Source organism: Alteromonas sp. S005 (genome assembly GCF_036864475.1).
Classification (GTDB): domain Bacteria; phylum Pseudomonadota; class Gammaproteobacteria; order Enterobacterales; family Alteromonadaceae; genus Alteromonas.
This window is the reverse complement of the sequence record NZ_JAZETN010000003.1, coordinates 183,890-201,305: the sequence shown is the minus strand read 5'-3', so window position 1 is coordinate 201,305 and position 17,416 is coordinate 183,890. Positions and strand designations below refer to the sequence as shown.

Below are 17,416 nucleotides of genomic sequence, written 5' to 3'. Positions count from 1 at the left end.
AGCAAAGTCGACCTACTCTGCTTTCATTTTTAAATAGAACACTATTCATCAACGCTTTTACCGTTTTAAAAAGCTAGATTTAATTCGCGCACTAACGAGTGCATTACAAATACGTAAGGCGGCATCCATATAATCATTTCGCGCGTTTTGTTAGTAAAACGCTGTTGGAGTACTCCATGCCATTTTACGCAAAGTCGCTTGATGCTAACTATGCCAAGCTGGTAGATAAAGAGCTACGTGCAAGTCATGCTGGCGAAACTGGCGCCGTTTGGATATACCGTGGGGCCATGGTTGCTGAATTTATCTCTAGCCTATTTCGCATTAGCAAAAGTCAAGACGGCACAGAACGCTTTATAAGAGAGCACCTTGAAACGGAGCGTGCGCACCTTGCTATTTTTGAAAGTGAAATGCCGCTGTTTAGAGGTAGCTTCATACTGCCACTATGGATAGCCGCGGCCTTTATAACCGGCTTCTTACCGCGTCTTTTTGGACAGAACTGGTTTTTCTATACCATTTATTGCGTAGAAGAGTTTGTTGATTTGCATTATGACGAGCAGTGTAAAAACATGTCGGCATTATCTACCCCGCCATCAAACGTGATAGAGAAGTTTAAATACTGTCAGGAAGAAGAGCAGCACCATAGAGACGAAGCGTTAGCAATGATGACACGGCAACCATCTTTACCGATGAGGTTGTGGGGGCGCGCAGTAGAAAAAGGGTCTGCGTTTGCAGTCGCTGTCGCCAAATTAATTTAGATTGATACTCTGCAAATGACATGAGAAAACAACAAAAACAGATTCGCGGATAAAAATAGGAAAGAGCGCTACAACATGGGAAAGAAAAGCAGGTTAAAACCATCAAAGCCATGTGACAATTGCGGTGTGGAAGCTGACACGCAATTTCGCGTTCGCCAAAGTGAGAAAGACGGCTGGCATATAGTGTGTAAGGCTTGCCAACAGCTTGCGAAAACGAAGGATGGCTATATGTACGGCGGAACGTGGAAAAGAAAAAAGCGTAACTAAGGTGAATATTTCAAAGGGCGAGATAGCTGTACTTTCGCCCCTTGATAATTGTTTTAAAGTTTATGCGTTAACACTCATTCCTTGAGCTTCTTCATTTGTGTCGTCTTGATTTCTGTCGCCTCGATTTATTTCGCTAATGCCACCGCCGACATCATAACCGCGAATGTTCTCCGCACGTTTCAACAGCGCAGTAGCTCGGTATAAGCTCCAGATCACGTACATAGCCATTGGAATATTTAGCTGAAGTGATGCAATAGAAAGCGCAGCGCCTTGGTGTACGGCAGCATAAGTGACTAAAAGTACAAGTACACTGAACCCAGATATCATCAACCACACTGGCTTTGTCAGCGATTTAACTGCCACGGTCACAGCCGTATTGAATAACATTATGCACCAAAATACGGCGATAAGAGAACCGGCAAAAAACATATCAACGGCTGCGGTTAAGGCCAGAGCGCTGACACTGCCCCAAACTACGGCGTACCAAAGCCTGCTCGCTAACGGTGGGTGGGCTTTTTTAGACAGCCAAATTTCCATACCAGAAACACATAGCATGGTTAGCATGATGCCCAATACAAAGTAAAACCACTTGCTGGTTAAGCCAGCAAAATCACCAAAATGAAGTCGATACATGGCCCATACAAGTTGCTTGCCCCATTCTCCGTCTTCGTAGCCAGCATCACCGATATAATTTCCAGCAGTATCAAAGCGGTATCCTTCAGCGTAAATCATGCGGTTCGGCGCTTTGGCATAAATCTCAATGAACTGCTCGGGCTCACCGACCTCATGTACGGTTAAGAATATCGGCGACTTTTCAGGCGCAAGCGTTTCCATTTGCGCAAAGGCTTTCCCAATAGCGGGTTTACCTTCTTGGGGCGTTAATACTGGGTCGGGTGTGAAAATTTGATCAACAACTGCATCCCTATCGCCGTCATAATTGAGTGAAGCAACGACTACTAAAATAATGCCCGCCATGCCGAAATAGGCACCTGTAATCCCTATGATTAGATGAAATGGCGCAGCCCACAGACCAAAACGATTGTGCAAGTCTATTTGGGCTTGTTGACCATTACCGCCTCTTCTCAGTTTGAATGCATCTTTCCCAATTCGTTTATGAGCGATGATCCCCGTAATAACTAAGGTACATATAATGGCGCCTAGGGCACTGACTAAAATCATTCCCCAGCTATGCGGCAGGTTTAAATATAAATGCAGGTCCACAAGCATTTGCGTAAAGGATACGCTTTCTTCTTCAAGCAGATTACCTTGGCTATCGGCAAAATACGCTACGTGGTCGTTTTCAACCACCAACCTTGGAATATCGGATGTAGGAAACACAACAAAGAGGTGGTGAGACTCTTCGGTATGTTTAGCTAGGAAGCTATCCATAGCTTTTTCAACCGCCTGTGGAGAGACATTCTCCATCTCTTCAATATGAGGCTGTTCCCATCTCTCAAACTCTAGGTGGAATACGGCAACCGTCCCTGATAGGCATACTAAAAAAAGCAGTACACTTAAAAACACACCAACCCAAGTATGTGCATTTAATGCATTTTGTTTTGTAACTTTATCCATTGATATTCACCTACATGGGTAAGAAGACAAGTATTGGTACACAGACCGCAGACAAGGCTGCGTAAGCACCAATGACTTTAAATTTGTGAGCGGTAGCAAGGTAGTGATAAACGAAAAGCCCCCACAAAACTGGCAGTAGAACCGTACCCGAAGCTAACTGGCCTGCTATAGAAAATGGAAGCAGCGCGCATACACCTAGCGTTATTAGAACGCTAACAACCAAAAGAACAACCAGTACCACGAAATAGTTTGCAGCATTTGCCAATACAGTATCTCGTGCGAAGTCAAAGCTTCTCGGCTGAGGTACGTTTTTGGGCTGTGGCAAAAACGTTTGATTAAATGCGATGAATGGCCAGACAAGAATCGCAGGAATACACAACGCATATAACACGCCAAACTCCCAACCCTGTGCTATAGACCAGCACACCGCTGACGCTAGCCATACGACTAAACCTAAATAAAGATAAGTTGACGCTTGCTTACGCCAACTTTTATAAACAACCACTAAGGCTGCGAGTGTTAAACCACCTGCTGCAACTGAAAGCATGATCATCCCTTAAAACGAGTAGGTAAGCGAAGCGTTTACTGTTCTACGTACACCTGGGAAACAATCCCCTCTGAACAAACACGACGTTAGGTATTTTTTGTCAGTGACATTTCTCACATTCAGCTGCAAGTTCACATTATTCGATAGCTCGTACGACACCATTAAATCGCCCAACGTATAGCTAGGTGTTTCATAGCGAATAGCGCCATTTTCTGAGACCGTTTCGCCGACGTAGCGTATACCCGCACCTATCGTTAGCGCTTCAAGCTCAAGGGGAGAGTAATTAAGCCAAAGCGACGCATTGCTATCTGGCTGAGCTGACAAAGAGAAACCGTTAGGGTCATCTGCATCCATAACAGACGCAGCAAATTGCGCGGTTATCTCGCCAAAGTCCAAGCGCCCTTCCAGCTCTATACCTTCGATAGACGTAACACCCTGCTGCTGGGCGGCTTCATCGGGTAAACCATTTGGATTAGGAAGGTTAGACACTTCAATATCGTAATACGCCAGCGTTATAAAACCCGGAATGGCTGATAATTCATACTTAATACCGGCCTCGTATTGCCGGCCTTCTTCGGGCTTAAGCTGATTGTTGTTGTTATCTAACCCCACCACAGTTTCGAATGACTCAGCATAGCTAAGGTAGGGTGAGATACCGTTATCGAAGCGGTATAACACGCCAGCAGAGTAAGAGGTTTGCGTATCGTCTTGTTCCGTCACGCCGGTATCATTGTCAACGCGATCGTGACGCAAACCCAACGTCATGCGCCAGTTTTTATAAGATACCTGGTCTGATAAATACAACCCTGTATCTGTAACAGTTTGTTCCGGCGCATCGTTGTAAATTGAATCAAAAACCGCTTGCTCTGGCGCACCTGTATATACAGGGTTGGCTAAATCTAAAATGTATCTAAAGTCACCTTGTAACACCCCTCCACCAGCATAATACGCTGAATTAGCGTCTGTTTTAACATCTTGGTATTGCACACCCGCTAGCAACTCGTGCTCAAAAGAGCCGGTTGCCAAGCGCTTATTTACACGAATATCAAAAGCGTGTTGCTTAAACGTATTGTCAGCCTGATAAAAGGTTCTTGGCACGAAGGTATCAGTAGGCGCGACAGGCGCTCCTACAAAGGCGTTTAGGTAGCGCGTCCCACCTGTAAAAGTAGGCCACGCCTGATGGTAGTCTGCCTCGCCATCTCGCCAAAGGACAGTAAATGAAAGTGACGTGGTATCGTCAATCACGTGCTCGCCAAGTAGGGTAACCTGATTTGACTTAGTATCAAATTTATTAAATTCGGGCTCGCCTGCGTAAACATCCTGATCCGGCAGATAGCTACCATCTGCCAAAGGTAATAGTGTGCCCTCTACAGGAATGAACTGTGCCGCAGTATCACTATCGGTATCCTGAAATAAGCCAATTAAGGTTAGCGTTGTATCATCTGACGGCATAAAAGAAAGTGAAGGCATAAGCACTTGCGTGTCATCACTCACATAATCCACCTGAGAGTCGGCATTGCGATAGATACCAACAAAGCGCCCTACCCACTTATCATCCTCAGACAGGCTGCCGTTTACATCCAAGCCAATTTGCGCCCGGTCGAAACTTCCGTAAGACAATACAACTTCACTTCCCTTACCTAACGTGGGCGTCTTTGACACATAGTTCATGATGCCGCCCGGTGAGCCTTGTCCGTAAAGCACGGAAGCCGGACCTTTAAGCAGCTCAACCTGTTCCATTGTGTAAATTTCAGCGCGCGTTGAATTGTAGCTGCCAAACAACTCTTGAATAGAGTCGCGATAGCGAGGAATGCTTAGTCCTCTCGAAGATATTGAATCAACTCGTGTGGCGTATCCATAAGATTCACCGGTAACACCAGCCATGTAAGTAGCTGATTGGGATAGATTTAAGGCGCCTTTTTGCTTTAAGTCTAATGCCGTTTCAATTGATATAGTACGTGCAAGTTCAACGATTGGCGTATTAGATTTAGTAGCACCGAAGGGGGAACGCGTGCCGAGTACCTCTATCTTTTCAACTGCTATTTGCTCTGAAGGTGTAACTTGGTTGCTGCTTTTTTTCAACGCTTTTGCAGTGTTAACGTCACTGTCTTGGGCATTGGCATAAGACACCAATACAGCCGTTACCGCTAAACTGGTTAATTTTTTGTTCATGTCGAGTGTTATCTTCTGATTATTTTGTTATGTCTTGTCCGCTTATTCACTCTGAAAATGGCGAATACTGCGTGACTAATTAATACTTTCGTTTAATCTAACAAAATAACATGCAAATGATAACTACTTTCATTACTATTATTAAATACAAGCGCCCAAAAAATATAAATGACGAAGCATTCGTGACTGAAAACGATCTATAAAAAAGCCGAACTAACAGTGTTAGCTCGGCTTCTTCGTACTCTTAATTTACCAACTAGCTACTATGCAGCTTCACTCTCGTCTTCAGTCTCAACCACTTCATGGCTAAGCAAATATTCAAAGGCGGCCAATGACGCTTTAGCGCCTTCGCCCATCGAAATAACGATTTGCTTATAAGGCACAGTCGTCACATCACCTGCGGCGAAGATACCCGGCTCAGAAGTATGACACTTGGTATCAACAACAATTTCACCATACTGCGTCATCTCTACCGTGTCTTTCATAAACTGACTGTTAGGCACTAGACCAATTTGAACGAATACACCAGCAAGTTCGCGAGTGTGAACTTCATTGGTTGAACGGTCTTGATATTCAATTGCGTTCACCTTGCCATTTTCAGCGGTAATTTGGCGTGTAGCCGCATTTTTGATAATGGTAATGTTATCGCGCTTTTCAGCCTGATCGATAAGGACTTGGTCTGCTTTAAGCTCTGGCATAAACTCGAATACCGTTACTGACTTTACGATACCTGCCAAGTCTAGTGCAGCCTCAATACCAGAGTTACCACCACCGATAACAGCTACATCTTTACCTTTAAAGAACGGACCATCACAGTGCGGACAATATGCGACACCATTACCTACGTTCTCTTTTTCACCTGGAACACCAAGCTCTCTCCAACGTGCACCTGTTGCAACAATAACCGTACGGGTGCGAATTTGCTCGCCAGAAGAAAGCGTAATCGTTTTGATGTTACCCTTCTCAATGCTGTCTACGCGTACGTGCTCTTTAAGCGTGATATCGTAATCGCGGACATGCTCCATTAGGTTACCTACAAGCTCAGGTCCCGTTGTTTTAGGCACAGAGATTAGGTTCTCAATCCCCATGGTATCTTTGACTTGACCACCGAAAGTTTCAGCTACAATGGCTACTTTAAGGCCTTTACGAGCGCTGTAAATTGCAGACGCAACACCCGCTGGACCGCCGCCGATAACAGTAACGTCTTGAAGCGGTAATGCGTCGCCTTTGTTCGCTTCTTTAAGGCTAGGGTCACGCTCAATAAGTTTGTTGATAAGTACTGAACCATCAACTTTACCGTTCGCGAATAGCTCGCCATTAAGGTAAACGCTTGGTACACCTTGAATGTCGCGCTCTTGTATTAGGTTTTGATACAGCCCGCCGTCGATCATTTCGGTTTTGATGTTAGGGTTAATCAAAGCGAATTGATTAAGCGCCTGTACGACTTCAGGGCAGTTGTGACAGCTTAAGCTAATAAATACTTCAAAGTTAAGCGGCTCTTTAACGGCTTTAACCAATGTTTGAACGCTATCATCTAGCTTAAGTTCAGTGCCTGCTGCATGCAGCATGGCAAGTACAAGCGAGTTAAACTCATGGCCGCCCGGAATACCAGAGAAACGAATTCCGGTATCTTCCCCATCAGCCTCTAGTAAAAAGCTGATAGCGCTGCGTAGTTCACCATTAGTGTCACGCTCTTCTACGTTTAGTTTTTCGCTTACTGAAGCAATGTCGGACAGAAACTTCACAAGCTCTTCGCGCTTGCTATGTTCACCGGTCTGTACGACAAAGGTTACGTTTTTTTGCATTGTCTCAGCATATGATTTCAATGCTTGTAAAATTTCTTTAGTTAACACGGTTATTCTGCCTTATTTTCGACACGCCGATCCCCGCCAACCTTTTAAGGCTAACAACATAAGCGGAAATAGGAAATTAACATCAGGGAGTGGAGACCCACTCCCTACAAACTATCTGCCTAACACTTCTGTTTACAGCTTACTGCTGTGTTAGGCACTAAGCGGTGCTGCTTAGATTTTGCCTACAAGGTCTAGAGAAGGAGCAAGTGTTTCTTCGCCTTCTTTCCATTTCGCTGGGCAAACTTCACCTGGATTGTTTGCTACATATTGAGCCGCTTTAACTTTACGAACTAGGTCGTCTGCGTCACGGCCAATACCTTCAGAAGTGATTTCCATTGCTTGTACAATACCTTCTGGGTCAACAACGAATGTTGCACGGTCAGCAAGACCCATAGTTTCGCGCATACAATCGAAGTTACGCGTGATTTCGCCAGTAGGGTCACCGATCATTGCAAACTTGATCTTATTGATCGTGTCTGAAGAATCGTGCCATGCTTTGTGAGTGAAGTGTGTATCAGTAGATACTGAGAACACTTCCACGCCACGAGACTGAAGTTCTTCGTATTTATCAGCGATGTCGCCAAGCTCAGTTGGGCAAACAAATGTGAAGTCAGCTGGGTAAAATACGAAAACTGCCCATTTACCTTTGATGTCTTCGCTGCTTACGTCTATGAACTCGCCGTCTTTAAATGCAGTTGCTTTAAAAGGTTTGATAGCAGTATTGATCAATGCCATGTTTAATTCTCCATTTGGTTTAAATATTTCCGCACACTAAATGCATACGGATACAAACTTTACGTATATTGTGTCGACATGGTTTTGCACTTTTGTGAAGATATTCACTTATGGTGAAATCCATGTCTCTTGAAACTGGTGATAAGAATAGCGCGCATCACTTAAAAAAACTAATTGGTAAAAATGAATCGCTTAATCAGGTTATTGAATTGAACGATGAAAATAGAATCAGTTAGCTTACGGATAAGCGATACAACCTTGTTTTCAGCCTTAATATCTGCCGCGTGAGGAACAAATGACTAAACCCCGAATTCAACTTATTTCAGAAGAAATTAAGCGCATTGATAATCACGCACCATCTCGAAGCTTGCCAAAACACACAAAAATGGCACACAGCCCCTTTGTATTTTATCGAGGAAGCGCACAATTGTTTTATGCAGATATCAAAGCGGGTCTGATTAATTTTCCCAAAGAGTGCGATTCTCTTCCGCTCACCAGTGTGATGGGAGACTGCCATACCTCTAATTTTGGTTTTCTTACAGAGGAAGGCTCTCACGGAGATACGGTTATTTTTTCTCCCAATGACTTCGACGATGCCTGTGTTGGCAAAGCGCAATGGGACATACTTCGCTATCTCGTTTCGTTGCAGCTCGCGCAGCTACACTGTAGCGGCATCGTGGAAGGTAAATACTTCGGGGAAGACGTCGATACCACTAAGCCTGTTGTTACCCATCAACAAGTCATTAGTGCGCAACATGCATTTATCAAGCGTTATGTGGCGACTTGTAAAAGAGTTATTGAAGATGACAGTATACTCAACGAAGCCATAGATTATTGCCCCGATGACGTGCCGAGTAAACTCGCTAAGCTATACAAAAAAGCGAAAGCCCGAAGCGCTGGCGGTGAGGACTTTACGCTTAAAAGCGCGCTCGCTAAAGCGGTGTATTTCGATGGTAATACATTAGGTTTTAAACCCAACAGTGAAAAGTTCTCTACCCTAGATGAACGTGAATATGAAACATTACACGAAGCGTTTGCTCCTTACATGGACGACTCTATCGTTGATATTGTTAAACGACTGAACGCAGGAACTGGCTCAGTGAATATGGCGCGCTATTATTTTTTAGTCGGGCCATCTAAACCGCATAGTGAAACAAGCTTTGCACATTGCCATATTGTAGAAGTCAAACAGCAGCGTGTTGCCGCACCCATTTACTATTTCCCTAACATCAACCCGGTAAACGGTTTAAATGCCGCTCACCTCACGGCTCGCTGCCAACGACGAATGCAAAGAAAGCCCGACCTTGTTCTTGACGAAGTTAAATTTGAAAATGCTCACTACCTTGTTCGCTCAAGACATCACGCTAAGGTGGGTATCGATCCTCACGATATAGCAATGGGCAACAAAGCGATAAATGGTGGCTTTGAATACTTTGCAGAGTTATGCGGTTATAGCTTGGCGCTGGCCCACTGTCGTGGAGATAGAAGAAGCACACGTTTTGCCCAATCAGCATCAAGTATTTTGTCACAAACAGAAAGCTCACTCGTAAAAATTGCAAATCTCTATTCAGAGCAAGTAGTTGAAGATCATGCTTTATTTTCGCGTCACCTCGAGTTTAATTGATACTCTGAGTGAATCTTTAATAGAAACAGAAGGCTGCAAACTAAAGGCAATAGCATTATTTATCGCTTGCAAAGGTATTTGAAAAGGAGTTAAGAGTACAAGTAAGTTTACCCGTACATCGTAAGTCATTGTTTTTTAATTAATATTCAAAAATCAGCTTGAATAAGGTTAAGTCATTTCTATTAATCGCAAACTTCCCTACGGTAGAACAAGCAATAACAAAATTGCGCATCACTACGCGCTCTTCTTTTGCAGACTCAAATAGCAAAAATATTAGCGTTGGTGATTCAAAAATAATGAAAACTACAAAGGGAAAATGACGTGAAAACATCATTAACTTTACTATCTGCAGGGATTATTTCTGCACTCTCTTCTACTGCTATACAAGCCAACGATTTAGTTATCAGTGGTGTTATAGACGGGCCATTAAGTGGTGGTGTTCCTAAAGCCGTAGAGCTATTCGTTGTCAACGATATTGCTGACTTATCTGCCTATGGCATTGGCAGTGCGAACAATGGTGGTGGCACTGACGGCGAAGAGTTCACCTTTCCAGCTGGTGTTTCTGCAAGCGCAGGCAGCTACATTTACGTAGCTTCAGAGGTTGATGGATTTACTGCGTTTTTCGGTTCTGCGCCAGACTACGATACATCATCAATGGCTATTAATGGTGATGACGCCATTGAACTGTTTAAAGATGGTAGCGTAATTGACACTTTCGGTGATATTAACGTAGACGGCAACGGTACGGCATGGGAATACTTAGATGGTTGGGCATACCGTACGTCAGGGCAAACGGCTAATGGCGGTAGTTTTGAAGCATCAAACTGGACTTATAGTGGTGTAGACGCGCTTGACGGCTCAACTACAAATTCAGATGCAGCCAGTCCATTCCCTACCGGCACGTTCACTACAGAAGGTGGTGATGATGTTGTTGATGTGCCCGAAGAGCCCGCTGTGGAACTGGGCGTATGCGGCGACGACGCCATGCTAATTAGTGCTATTCAAGGTAACGAAAGTAGCTCTGCTGAAGTTGGCAATAGTGTCATTATCGAAGCAATTGTGACTGGCACTCGTGCTGGCGGCTTCTTCGTTCAAGAAGAGGCTGCAGATTACGATACTGACGACAGCACGTCTGAAGGTATTTTCGTAGAGGGTAGTGTTGAAATTGCAACCGGTAACCTAGTACGCCTCTATGGTGAAGTAGAAGAAAACTATGGCATGACAACCCTTGCCATGGATAGCGATGTCGCTGCACTCGATTGTGGTGCGGTTGATTCAGTAGCGGCAGTCCAGCTGTCTATGCCGTACGAACTTGATCTTGAAACGGTTAAAGGCATGGTTGTAAGCGTAACTGATGCCACTGTAACAAGCACAAACAACCTTTGGCGCTTCGGAGAAATTGTAGTAAGCGATACGATTAAGCGTCAGCCAAGCGATATTGCAGCACCATTGTCAGATGCTTACACAGCCGCCGTTGAAGCGAGCGAGGCAAGCCTTCTAACTATAGAAGATAACAGCAGTTCGCAATATCCTGATGCGCTAAACTATTTCCCTACTTTCAGCTACGCAAATGCCATACGAATTGGAGATGCAGTTTCTGCCTCAGGCCCATTAAATTATAGCTTTGGTACTTACAGAATTAACCCTAACGACATTATTGAAGTAACGTCGACTCGTGAGGCTAACCCTGTTGTTACAGAGGGTAACCTATCAATTGCCACCTTCAACGTGCTTAACTACTTTAACGGTGAAGTAGATGAAAATGGTGATGTAACTTTCGATTATGATGATAATCGCGGTGCTGACGATGCTGTAGCGTTTGCATTACAGCAAGGTCGTATTGTAGAGGCCATTGTTAACCTTAACGCTGACGTTGTTGGCCTAATGGAAATCGAAAACGACGGTTTTGGTGATGATAGTGCAATTCAATCACTCGTAAATGCCATTAATGCTGAGCTAGGTGAAACCGAGCAATACTCATTTATCGCTACGAGTGACGGTAGTGAAATTGGCACAGATGCCATCACCGTTGGCCTGCTTTACAAAGCCTCTGTAGTAGAGCCAGAAGGCGACGCTACAATTGTTGCAATGCCAGTACAACAAATTGATGAAGATAGCTTGGCACGGATGCGCTCTAGCTTACTGCAAACTTTCGTTCATAATGAAAGCAGCAAGTCTTTCCTTGTGGCTGTCAATCACTTTAAATCTAAAGGTGGCCAATGCGCTGAAGACATAGCAGAGGAGCCGTCTGAGATCACAACGATTCAAGGCAGCTGCAACGCACTTCGCGTATCAGCAGCGATGACTTTGGGTAACGCATTAAGTGAAGAGAGCCTGCCTGAGCGCAAAGTAATCTTAGGTGACTTAAACGCGTACAGCGCCGAAGATCCTGTGGCAGTACTTACTGACTATACACCTGAAGCTCGTGGTTACACGATAAATACTGCGGTAAATACAGAGATGGACGATGGCGCTTCTGTTGAAGTTGAGTCTAGCTTCGGCTATCACAATCTAGCTGAAGAATTTGATGCAGAAGGCTTCTCATACTGGTTCTACGGTACCGAGCAAGTAGGTAGTTTAGACCACGTTCTGGCAAGTGAAGCCATGCTTGAAGACGCTATCGATGGTGCACACTGGAATATTAACTCAGTTGAAGCTTACCAGCTACAGTATGACCAAGCCCTTCGTTATTACGCTGATGAAGACGGCTATGCGTTCACTGATGTGGGTCCATTCAGAAGTTCAGACCATAACCCATTCATCGCTACATTCGATTTACAAGCGGATGTAGTAGACGACGTTGAGGATGAGGAAGACGATAACGACAGCTCAGGCGGCTCAATGGGAGGAATTCTTGCTCTGCTAGCCGCAGTAATTGGCTTTCGTCGTCGTACTACTGCTATTAAAAAATAGTAGAAGAGAAAGTTAACGCCTACAAAAATTAAAAAAGCTGCCTTGAATTCAAGGCAGCTTTTTTTGTATTTACAACTTTGCGTGTTCAGGGAACTGTCTTTTTACAACTAATACCTAAAATTAGCTTTGTCAGTGTATATGGAGCAGACAAGACCATAAGTTATGTTTTAACGGCTACCATACCAACTAAGTCAGCAGCATTAGAGTTATCAACTTCAATACCAATACGCGCGATATACTGGTCCCGTTTTTCCGCCTGAGTGGCTGATAATTCTCCAGCACAAAGTAATTTAGCAGCACATTGCGCCGAATTCATTTGTTCTTCACTTAGTCCATTGTCTAGATGTATTTGAGTAATAACTTTAAGCAGGCTTAACGCAATTTGCTTGTCTTTAGGTGACAAAGTCAACGCCTGTCTTAAATTGTTATATGCGGGGACAAGACGATTTTCTTTGTAATTTACGGCCGCCATCTGCTTAAGCTCTTTAGTAGTAAACTGAATTTCGGTACGCTCTATAGACTCTTGATTGAGGTACTCATTTACCACTTGTGAGGTGAAAGTATCACCTTCTATTTGCTTTCTCAGCTTATCAAGAATGCTCACACAGTGCTCACGCATACCCAATTCATGGAAGGCTTTCATCTTATCTAAGCTATCTTCCATTGACAGCCCTTCAGTCGATGCTGAGCGATCCTTCATTAATTTTTCAGCTTCACGTTTCTCGTCTCTAAGACACAGTACTCGGGATCTGACCACGTCTATTTGTTCAGCAAGCTGGTTCTGCATGCCTTTCTGTTGCTTTAGCTCTTCAAGCTCACTTTCCGCACGTTTAAGGTACTTTTCACCTTCTCCATTTCCTAAACTTGTTGCCAAGTCAATGGTAGAACGAATTACGTTTAATGTTAGTTGCGGTGAGTCATGAATTGAGTTTTTTGCGTACTTAGCCATACTCTGAACGGCAGTGAGCTGACCGGCTTTGTCGTGATTAAGTCTTGCTAAATCCCACAAGCGCTTGTTTCGCTCGATATTACGGGGCGCAAGCCGACTAGCCTCTTTCATTTGCTCGTAAGCAATATCGAACTGCTCTTTCTCAATAAAATATTGCGCAAGCAAGTCAAAAGTCAAAAAACGTGTATCGGGTCGCTGAAGTAAATCATCTACTAATAGTTGCGCTTCTTCTAGTTCATCTTGACGAAGTAACGAACGGGTCAGGCCAATATGAACCCAAGCATGATCGACACTTTGCAATAATGTTCTGAAATAATCCTCTGCCGTTTCGTAGTCCCTAAGCTGCAATAAACAGTCGCCTATGAGGCGCTTTATTCTGGTGTGGTACTCAGAAAGTGACGCGTCTTTTAGCTGCCTTTCGGCGTAATACATCGCCGTTGAGTAGTCGCCTGCATGCATACAATGCAGCATTTTGTGAAGCTTTAATCGAACCTGTATAAGATACTCTAAACGCGTTTCGATCTTACTGCGCTGTAAGGGTTTAACCCAGAAGTCATCCGGCTGCAGTTCTACAATACAATTAACGAGCTCAGGCGATGTCTCTGCACTAAGAAAAATGACTGTGGTAGTGTCGTTGATGTGATTGAGGTGTTTTAGTTCTTCAAAAAGATGAAAACCATCTTTGTCATGACTAACGTTAAAGGCAAGCAGTACAAAGTCATATTGTCTTGCCTCACATAACCTTTTTGCGTGGAATGCATTAAATGCACTGCTTACATTTTTAATTCCAATTTCGTGTAATGCTGATGCAACTACATCGTGAACTAGCCCCTGGTTATCGATAACCAGCACATGTAGTTCTTCTCTTGGGGTGGGGGCAGGTATTTTTTCCAGCATTAACCAATCACTTCTTACATCTTTTCCCTAAGCGACACAATAGAATAAGCAAACCCTATCGTGGACATCACTATGCTATCTAGGTGACCTCGCGTAAAAACCCTACGTCGGTTTTTATCAATTAGCGTAGATTATTACGCTTATGCCTAAAGCATAGCGTTATCACAACAGATATATAGTAGATTCATATTATACATAAGTATGAGGTTTTGGATACTAGCGCGGAGGGTCGATGCTGTCATTAACAGTACCGTTAACCCTAAACCATCCTGCCACAGAATGGCGCGTTCTTACCGCTGGTAAAACTTCGTGGGGAAAAGCTTCGCTAAGAAATACTACAAACGTTCCTTTCGCCGGTAAAACTTTTGTACCTGTTTGATCATGTTCATCAAAATACAGCACTAATTCTCCGCCGTCAGTCTCTTTCCAGCTATCGTTGAGATAGGCAACAAGTGATAGCACTCTGTTGCCCTGACCTTTGAACGCATCTACATGGCGTTTGTAAAATTTACCTGGTCCATAGCTAGCAAAATGACTTTCAAAAGAAAAGAGCCCCATAAAAAGCGAACGATTTATATATTGTTGAATGGCTTCACACCAAGACAGCCACAAAGCGCCTTCCTCAGAGGAACCAGTAATCCAGCAAATTTCGTCCCCTCTCACTTTTTCAGCTTTCTGATAATTCTCTGCACGACCAATACCCGCTTTTCTATATTCAGCTTCGGAGATTGAACGCTGACAATCTAACAGTGCTTGTGTAACAAAATCCGGTAAACCATTCTCCTGAATAGAAAAGCCTTTAGCGACTAAGTCATCGACGATGTTTTCAAATATGGCTTCATCGAAGACATGTAGAGGCTGATTCGGCGCAAGTTGTTCTCTATTCATCAAAGTCTTTTACCTGTGGGCAGTTAACTAATCGTGTAATTATTAGGAAGTTGTGTAAGTTTAGAAATCAGCGAACTTATACGCGGCGTTGAGCCTTGTGGCAATTGCCTGACCACGCATTTTTCGCGCTATTTTTTTATCGATAAAAGAAAAATTATTTATCGTTTTGACGGCTAAAGAATTCGCACGTTTCTTGCTACGTATTTTTTAATTAGTTTTTAATTAGTCTTTAATCAGTGCGTGAGCAAGCTCCGCTGAACGGAGACTTAGACAATCACTAAAGAGAAATCTAAATAAATGAGATCAACTTGTGAGCCAAGGTATGTATTTTAAAGGTGCTGCTTGAAAGCGAGCCCTCTTTTTACTTGTTATCTTCGCCTTTGCGGTAAGAACACAAAGACTACATTTAACAGTTGAAAAAACCATTTCAAAGCGTTTAAGTAGAAGCATACACACATTACGTATTAGAAGTATTTATCAGAAGTACTTATCAGAATTATTTATCAGAATTTTTAGCAAAAAGAGTACCCAATGAGTCAAGACCAAACACAAATAGAAGAAACGGAACACCATCTAGACTTAAGAAACTTGAGACTGGACGACTATAACGATGTAAAAGGGTTGATGGATAAAGTATATGCAAATGTTGGCGGCGCTTGGCCCTACTCTAATTACAAAGCGCAAGTCACCACCTTTCCCGAAGGACAAATATGCATTGAAGATAAAGGCAAAGTGGTTGCCTTCGCCATTTCCGTCATTGTTGATTACGACCAGTTTGGTGATAAGCATAGTTATGATGAAATAACTGGTGATGCCTATCTTACGACTCACGATCCAAATGGTGATGTACTTTACGGCGTAGAAGTTATTGTATGCCCAGAATATCGCGGTCTTCGTTTAGGTAGGCGTCTATACGAAGCGCGAAAAGAGCTATGTAGAAACCTAAATTTAAAGTCAATTATGGCAGGGGGTCGCATCCCCAACTATCGAAACTATGCGAATGAGCTGTCGCCTTATGAATACATTGAGCAAGTAAAGCTCAAGGATATTTACGACCCTATCTTAACGTTTCAGCTATCAAACGGCTTTGAAGTAAAGCAAGTAATGACCGCGTACCTACCTGAAGATGAAGCATCAAAGGGTTATGCCACTTTACTTCAATGGCATAACATTTATTACGAGCCAGGCACGCCTTCACTGATTGCAAGCAGGAAATCGAGTGCGCGCATAGGATGCATTCAGTGGCAGATGCGCTATTTCAACAACGTAGAAGAATTACTTCAGCAGGTTGAATACTTCGTTGACGCACTATCTGACTATTCATGCGATGTGGCCTTGTTCCCTGAATTTTTTAACGCCCCACTTATGGGTCTTAGCCCATCCGATTCATCGATTGACGCCATTTGGCATTTGGCTACATATACCGATGAAATTTTAACTGCCGTATCTCATTTAGCGGTGTCGTACAATATTACAATTATCGCGGGTTCTATGCCTGTGGTAGAAGAGGAACAGCTGTATAACGTTAGCTACATATGCAAACGAGATGGAACGATTGAAAGCCAATACAAACTTCATCCAACCCCTCATGAAAAAGAGGACTGGATAATGAAGGGTGGTAACAGCCTTAAGACCTTTGATACCGACTTTGGGAAAATCGGCGTTTTAATTTGTTATGACGTGGAGTTTCCGGAACTAGCGCGCATTCTTTCCGACCAAGAGATGCAAATTTTATTTGTGCCATTTTGGACAGACACAAAGAATGGTTATTTACGCGTGCGCCGCTGTGCACAGGCTAGAGCTATTGAAAATGAATGCTACGTGGCTATTGCAGGCAGTGTTGGAAATCTGCCTAAGGTAGATAACGTAGATATCCAATATGGGCAGACAGCCGTGTTTTCACCCAGTGATTTCGCGTTCCCCCACGATGCCATTGTGTCAGAAACAACACCCAATACAGAGATGACGCTAATCGTTGATTTAGACCTCGACAAGCTTACCAAGCTGCAAAACGAAGGCTCGGTACGAAACTACCTTGACCGACGCCGTGATCTTTATCGGGTTGAGTGGATTGGCGATAAAAACTAACTCGGTCTCTATCAAGAAAAAGTGCTAGGGATGGTCGAATTCCAGCTTCTTTGGCTTATGGAGAGTTAGCATTCTACATAAGCCATAGAATTTCCCTCAATTTAGCGATAACATGAATCCGCGCGCAAAGAATAATGGGCTCTCTTCTCAATA

At 43.6% G+C, this 17,416-nt stretch carries 12 protein-coding genes; 5 read left to right on the top strand and 7 right to left on the bottom strand.

Translation table 11 applies throughout. The features are described from left to right. Positions 1–176: 176 nt before the first annotated feature. Entirely contained in the window at positions 177–755 is a 579-nt protein-coding gene (locus tag V7R55_RS06135) for a demethoxyubiquinone hydroxylase family protein (RefSeq protein ID WP_334058267.1), read from the top strand. Between the two features lie 75 nt (positions 756–830). Next, positions 831–1,022 carry a hypothetical protein gene (locus V7R55_RS06130; RefSeq protein ID WP_334058265.1) on the top strand — a complete coding sequence of 64 codons (192 nt, stop codon included), beginning with the start codon at positions 831–833 and terminating at the stop codon, positions 1,020–1,022. A 60-nt stretch (positions 1,023–1,082) separates the two neighbouring features. Here the strand turns inward: V7R55_RS06130 and V7R55_RS06125 are convergent, their stop codons facing one another. The 5 genes from V7R55_RS06125 to ahpC all read right to left on the bottom strand — a co-directional run bounded on the left by V7R55_RS06125 (position 1,083) and on the right by ahpC (position 7,898). Beyond that, positions 1,083–2,597, bottom strand: coding sequence for a PepSY-associated TM helix domain-containing protein (locus V7R55_RS06125; RefSeq protein WP_334058263.1), 1,515 nt, complete (start codon positions 2,595–2,597; stop codon positions 1,083–1,085). 10 nt (positions 2,598–2,607) lie between these two features. Further along, positions 2,608–3,144 (bottom strand): hypothetical protein, encoded by a 537-nt coding sequence (locus V7R55_RS06120; RefSeq protein WP_334058261.1) that lies wholly within the window; start codon positions 3,142–3,144, stop codon positions 2,608–2,610. A 9-nt stretch (positions 3,145–3,153) separates the two neighbouring features. Beyond that, the gene (locus tag V7R55_RS06115; RefSeq protein WP_334058259.1) at positions 3,154–5,316 is read right to left on the bottom strand and encodes a TonB-dependent siderophore receptor; all 2,163 of its coding nucleotides are present in this window, start codon (positions 5,314–5,316) and stop codon (positions 3,154–3,156) included. 263 nt (positions 5,317–5,579) lie between these two features. Next, positions 5,580–7,169, bottom strand: a complete 1,590-nt coding sequence (gene ahpF, locus V7R55_RS06110) for an alkyl hydroperoxide reductase subunit F (protein ID WP_334058257.1) — start codon at positions 7,167–7,169, stop codon at positions 5,580–5,582. 171 nt (positions 7,170–7,340) lie between these two features. After that, positions 7,341–7,898: an alkyl hydroperoxide reductase subunit C gene (gene ahpC, locus V7R55_RS06105; protein WP_431603865.1), complete on the bottom strand. Its 558-nt coding sequence runs from the start codon at positions 7,896–7,898 to the stop codon at positions 7,341–7,343. Between the two features lie 301 nt (positions 7,899–8,199). Between ahpC and V7R55_RS06100 the strand changes: the two genes are divergently transcribed. Together V7R55_RS06100 and V7R55_RS06095 are read left to right on the top strand one after the other, a co-directional pair. After that, the gene (locus V7R55_RS06100) at positions 8,200–9,528 is read left to right on the top strand and encodes a DUF2252 family protein (RefSeq protein WP_334058256.1); all 1,329 of its coding nucleotides are present in this window, start codon (positions 8,200–8,202) and stop codon (positions 9,526–9,528) included. 321 nt (positions 9,529–9,849) lie between these two features. After that, positions 9,850–12,441: an ExeM/NucH family extracellular endonuclease gene (locus tag V7R55_RS06095; protein ID WP_334058255.1), complete on the top strand. Its 2,592-nt coding sequence runs from the start codon at positions 9,850–9,852 to the stop codon at positions 12,439–12,441. A gap of 160 nt (positions 12,442–12,601) precedes the next feature. Here the strand turns inward: V7R55_RS06095 and V7R55_RS06090 are convergent, their stop codons facing one another. Together V7R55_RS06090 and V7R55_RS06085 are read right to left on the bottom strand one after the other, a co-directional pair. Continuing rightward, complete coding sequence (locus V7R55_RS06090) at positions 12,602–14,287, bottom strand: response regulator (protein ID WP_334058253.1); 1,686 nt, start codon at positions 14,285–14,287, stop codon at positions 12,602–12,604. A 216-nt stretch (positions 14,288–14,503) separates the two neighbouring features. Continuing rightward, positions 14,504–15,175: a 2OG-Fe(II) oxygenase gene (locus V7R55_RS06085; RefSeq protein WP_334058454.1), complete on the bottom strand. Its 672-nt coding sequence runs from the start codon at positions 15,173–15,175 to the stop codon at positions 14,504–14,506. Positions 15,176–15,706: 531 nt separating this feature from the next. Here V7R55_RS06085 and V7R55_RS06080 point away from each other — a divergent pair. Beyond that, positions 15,707–17,263 carry a carbon-nitrogen hydrolase family protein gene (locus V7R55_RS06080; RefSeq protein ID WP_118495164.1) on the top strand — a complete coding sequence of 519 codons (1,557 nt, stop codon included), beginning with the start codon at positions 15,707–15,709 and terminating at the stop codon, positions 17,261–17,263. The last annotated feature ends 153 nt before the right edge of the window (positions 17,264–17,416 follow it).